This window comes from Pseudomaricurvus sp., from assembly GCF_965662505.1.
Lineage (GTDB): Bacteria > Pseudomonadota > Gammaproteobacteria > Pseudomonadales > Cellvibrionaceae > Pseudomaricurvus.
Genome location: NZ_CBFIHX010000191.1, coordinates 1 through 4,624, shown reverse-complemented (window position 1 = coordinate 4,624; position 4,624 = coordinate 1). Strand labels below are relative to the sequence as shown.

Here is a 4,624-nt window from a genome sequence, read left to right as displayed (position 1 = left end):
TCAAAGAGGTTAATAAAAACCACCTTCGGGTGGTTTTTTTGTTTCTGCAGTTTGATGCTTCCAGCGCGTATTTGATTTTTACAAGCTCGGTTGATTGTCGGAGTTGTTACCCAGGTAATGCAGATACCGTGTATCCGCAGAGATTGAGTTATACCGGCTCGATGATGTCCAGGTGAGTCCCCGCCACATGAACCCGATTACGTCCCATCTGCTTGGCCCGATATAGGGCGATATCCGCCTGACGCAATAATTGTTCTACGCCGGTGTCTGTGTTGGGGATGATGCTTGCGGTGCCGGCGCTGATGGTGACTACATCTCTGGTTGAAGAGAAACCATGATTGATGGCTAGAGTTTCTACGCGATCTCGGACGTGTTCAGCAACTTGCGCAGCGCCATCACTGTCGGTATTGGGCAAAATAAGAATGAATTCTTCACCGCCGTAGCGGGCAACCAGATCCGCAGGCCGCTGCAGATACGATTGTACTGTGGCGGCGACCTCTATCAGACATTCATCTCCCGCCTGGTGACCATAGTTATCGTTAAAGGCTTTGAAGTGATCGACATCAAGCATGACCACTGACAGGGGGGCCTGTTCACGGCGCAGTCGGCCCCAAACCTGTTGCAGATAGTTGTCACCATGACGCCGATTGGCAACATCGGTTAAGCCGTCGTGTTCAGCCAGGCCTTTTAGTTCCTGATTCAATTCCTGCAAACGTGCTGTTCTCTCGGAGACCTTTTGCTCCAGAGTGCGGGAATACTCTTGTACCTGTTCATAGAGACGCGCATTTTCCAGCGCCACAGACGCTTGGGCTGCCAGTAGTCGAATGACTTCGACGCGGTCTTCTGTGAAAGCGCCGCTGGTCAGGTTGTTCTCCATATACAGTGCGCCTTCAAAATGATCCCGGCCTATGGGGACGCACAGCAAAGAGGTGGGCTGGTATTGGTGGACGTAAGGGTCCTGCGCAAACTGACTTTCACTGGCTGCATCGTGCAGTACCACGGCCTCGCCGTTATGCAGTACCCGGCTAATAAGGGTGACCGGCATGGGCACTTTGCCGCCATCGGCCAGCTCTATCAGGGTGTGGTTGGGCAGGTTTTCTGTTGGCAGGTCTTGTTCCGGAAGTTTGGCCGTTTCAATTAATAGGCGTCCATCTCGCCGTACCAGAAGACAGCCCCATTGGCCTCCGGCATTTTCCAGCAGGATCTCCATGGTTCTTTTCAGCAGCTTATCGAGGACGATTTCACCGGAAATCTCCCGAGAGGCTTTCATCACTGAGGCCACATCCAGCGCGTTGGTGTTTCCTTGTGTGATGGAAGCGCGCGTAGCCGCTGTCAGCTCAAGCAGTACAGGAAACTCCTCTTCCAGCTGTGTCACTTTGCGTTGAGCTCCCCAGCGGTCGTAGAGGCGGTGTGCGCCGCGGAGATAGCCTTCGGATGAGCGTCGCCGTCCCATGTCGAGCAGGTGGCGTGCAGCCCGCTCACAGGCTGTAGCCTCGTCGCGCAGGAACCGATTCTTTTGGGCGGCTTCGATGGCTGCCTCATAATAATTCTGTGCACTCTGATCGTGACCTTCGAGTCGGTCCAGTTCGGCTTGCATTAAATACTGGAGATGACGGAAGTTCTCCTCACAGTTGTCAGCCCAGCGTGTCATACGTGCTATATCGTGTTGCAGGCGCTGCCGTGTTTCGGTCTGCTCTTGTGTATCCATGTGAGAGTAGCGGGAAGCGAGGGTCAGGCAGGCGACGATGTAAAAACGCACCAGTTGAGGCAGGGACATGGCGGACTTAATCAATTGATCCTGAGCGCGCACATATTTAAGAGCCTGTTCATCATTGCCGTACAGCAAGCACAGTTCAGCGCTGTAGATGTTGTAGTTGGCAATGCCCGTCATAAACTGCCGTTGATGCATACCTTCAAGACATTGCTCCTCGTCAAAGCCGTCGTCACTGAGAGAGAAGGGGGATTTTGTCTGGCCGAGCAGATTGCGTTGCTGCTGCAAAAACAGGGTGCCCGAATCCAGCGAGTCCTGATAAGCGCATTCGCGAACAATTTCCAGCAGTTCGGCATGTTGTTGTTCGGCAGATTCCAGGTCCAGAGTCGGATCCCAAATCACGCAGTCCTGGGCGCTGTAGGCGAGGTAGAGCAGGTCACCGGACTGGTAGCCCGCTTCAATACCTTTGCGGAACCACGGGGTCAGACTTGACCAGTGATTACTCCAGTGATGAACAAACATGGCGTAGACGTAAATCACCCGCGCCCGCAAAGTCAAATCGTCGAGGCGCTCGTTAATGGCCAGCCCGACCTTGCCGTATTGATAGCCCAGTGCGGGTTCATCCAGCTCGCCGCATAACAGCATGCCGTAGGCCGCGTAAGCGAAAGCAGATTCAGGACAGTTGCCGTGACGCAGGGAGAGATTGACGTATTTCAGCACCAGATAGGCAAACAGGTTACCGCTGCCGGAAAGGAAGGCGGCGGCGAAAATTTCCATCAACAGGCGCATGGCAATCAGTGTGGCTCGGTCTTCTACCAAGGGGGCGTTCACCAGATCCTCGATGTCGCGCTCGCCGAGATTTTTCAATACCCGCCGTCGTTCCTCGGCAATGTCTGCCTGTGTGGGTTGATCGGTGAATTTCACACCCAACAGGTTGAGCCCTTGAATGGCTGACAGAATCGATTCTTCCATCCGTCCCAGCGTGGCGTACTGTCGCGTGCGGATGGCGAGAATATCCCCTCGCTCCAGGTCTGTGCTGGCGTACTTGAGCATCAATTCGATCCAGTGCTCCGCTTCGTCTGTACGGCCGGTCAGATAGGTACACTGCTGAATTTCTGCCGCCAGTGTTTGCATCAATGTTGGAGTTTGTTGCCAGGGATTTTCCGGCAATAATTCGGCGGCCACTCGCAGATAATTCAGAGCGGCTTCGTAGGCGGCGGAGTGTCTGGCACGCACTCCTGCGCGTACATTTAATTGAGCCAGCTGCAATTGTTCGGTGTCGGTTTTGATCAGTGAGCGGCCTTCGTTCAGATGGCCGACTATGTCGATAAGTCGCTCATCCGGACACTCGCCGTGAGTGTGTTGAAGCATCAGCCGTCCGACGGAATAGTGCACCTCTTGCTGTCGTTTGACATCAATCAGAGCGTAGGCTGCCTGGTGTACACGGTCATGCTGGAAGCGGTAACTCGGATTGAGTGGCGCTGATGGTGCGCTCTCGTCGTGTTTGTAATCCCCCCCGAGTTCATCACTGACTAGGCGATAGTCGTTGTGCAGGGGGAGTACGGTGTGTTGCTTTAGCGCAGGCAGCAGTGCCGCCGCTGTTTCGGCGATGGTTTTTTGATGAATAATTGCCAGAGTTTGCAGGTCGAAAGTTCCGCCGATGCACGCTGCCAGTTGCAGTACCCGCTGTGTCTCCGGTTGCAGGCGCCGCAGGTTGTCGAGCATAAATTCGACCACGTCACTGCTGACTTCAGACCACTGGGGAGCGTCCAAAGACCAATTCCAGTGACCCGCGGCGGGGTCGTACGCGATGGCCTCTTGTTTGTTCAGTTCGCGCAGCAACTCATTGCTAAAAAAGGGATTGCCTTTAGCTTTGGAGTAGAGCATATCGCTCAACGGGCGAGTTTCGCTCACCTCACGATACAGGGCGTCAGCGACCAGTTGAGTTACCGATTCTTGGTCCAGTGGCCGGATTGGAAGCTGATGGATCTGTCGTTGTGTTTGCAGGTCGTCCAGTAGCAGGCGCAGCGGGTGACCGACTCCCACTTCATTGCTGCGGTAGGCCCCAATTAACAGCAAGTGGCTCAGATCGTGTGACGTGACGAAGCGCCGCAACAATTCCAGAGTTGGCGCATCGCTCCATTGCAAATCGTCGAGAAACAGGACAACGGGGTGTCCTTCTCCGGCAAAGACTCGCAAAAAGGCGGTCAACACAATGTGCAGACGGTTGCGGGCCTTTGCTGGCGGCAGTTCGACGACTTCCGGTTGGGGACCGATAATCAATTCCAGTTCGGGTACCAAATCCACGACCAGTCGGCCGTTGGGCGTCAGAGCTTCCTGTAAGTGTTCCTGCCATTTCGAGAGGGAGGCTTCCGGTTCCGCCAGAATTTGTTGAACCAGGCCGCGGAATGCGGTGGCGAGCGGGGCGTAGGCTTCACCCTGTTGAAATTGGTCAAATTTACCTTGAACCAAAAATCCCCGTTCGCGAACCAATGGTCGGTCGATTTCATTCACAAGGGCTGATTTACCGACACCCGAGAAACCGTGCACCAGGCAAAACTCATTGCGTCCATTCACTGCGCCTTCGAACAAGCCCAGCAGTGACTGCAGTTCACGCTCTCGACCGTAAAGACCCTGCGGTACCAAAAACTTCTGGATCACATCGCGTTCGCCTGGGGTGAAAGCTACGATGTTTTGGCCTGCCGCTATCTGGTCGGCACAGTGTTCCAGGTCATGTATCAAGCCCGTCGCGCTCTGATAGCGGGCTTCAGGATTCTTGGCCAGCAGTTTGAGCACAATGGCGGACAGTGCCTCTGGCACGTGACGAGCAATATCATGGGGAGCGGGGGGCTGGCGACTGATGTGGCTGTGAACCCATTCCAGCAGGTCGTCGGCTTCAAAGGGGCGTTGCCC

Annotated in this window: 1 protein-coding gene; it reads right to left on the bottom strand. The window is 54.8% G+C overall.

From position 1 onward, the window contains the following. Positions 1-148: 148 nt before the first annotated feature. Positions 149-4,624: diguanylate cyclase domain-containing protein (locus tag ACTG33_RS16310; protein WP_439136282.1), on the bottom strand; the 4,476-nt coding region annotated here is incomplete at its 5' end.